At 40.7% G+C, this 742-nt stretch carries 1 protein-coding gene; it reads left to right on the plus strand.

Going from position 1 to position 742, the window contains the following annotated elements; all coding sequences use genetic code 11:
* Positions 1–49 precede the first annotated feature (49 nt).
* Positions 50–598: a hypothetical protein gene (locus FKN88_RS17440; RefSeq protein WP_186464060.1), complete on the plus strand. Its 549-nt coding sequence runs from the start codon at positions 50–52 to the stop codon at positions 596–598.
* Positions 599–742 lie beyond the last annotated feature (144 nt).

Below are 742 nucleotides of genomic sequence, written 5' to 3' on the forward strand. Positions count from 1 at the left end.
GGGCGTTATGCAGCTAAACGATAATTATTTGATTACTAGGAGTTTTAATATGAAAAGGATTTTAGGTCTCGCGCTGGTAGCAGTGATTCAGGGTTGTGCCAATCAATCGGTAACCACAGAAAGGTTAGTGGAAAATTCTTGTATAGGTACCACAGCTATCAGTAGTGAATTAAGTGATAAATTTAAGTCAATCCAAGACCCACCGCTGCTTGCTCAATCACTCGGAGAGCCGTTACAAGGTAAATTGTGTCAAGGTTCTGTATATCAAAATACACAAGATGTAACTATATATCGAGCGTGGAATAGTACAAATCCTAATAGCCAATTTGGTCAATGGTGGGCATTTGACTTACCCTCGGGTAAGACAGCGGATTATAGGAAGAACTATGAGATTTGCTATCAATGGTCACCGTTGGATAAGTTATCGAAGTGCACATTGAAAGCAGGAACTAAAGTAGTTGTAGGTAATGGTCAAAGTGCTCAATGTTCAGAGTATTTAACCTATCCGGTATCGGAAGTGCAGCAAATATTTATTGCAGATTCAGGTAATTCAGTCGCTGATTGTCAGGTCTATGATAGCGTAATTTCTTGGGAATAAGATTCTACCTTGAGTCGCTGCATAACAAAGCGTTCAAGAGGGATTCGCAACGCGCGGCATTTTCGTTATGCGTTGATTTTATTAGTTTTTAGTGTAATGCGGTGAGTTGGTAGTTGCGTTGCTCACCCCTTAACGCGGCGTTAG

Source organism: Vibrio sp. 2017_1457_13 (genome assembly GCF_030851525.1).
Lineage (GTDB): Bacteria > Pseudomonadota > Gammaproteobacteria > Enterobacterales > Vibrionaceae > Vibrio > Vibrio metschnikovii.

Excerpts from the sequence above, each read along its gene's own strand:
- FKN88_RS17440 (WP_186464060.1), top strand. The coding sequence starts at position 50 with ATGAAAAGGATTTTAGGTCTCGCGCTGGTAGCAGTGATTCAGGGTTGT.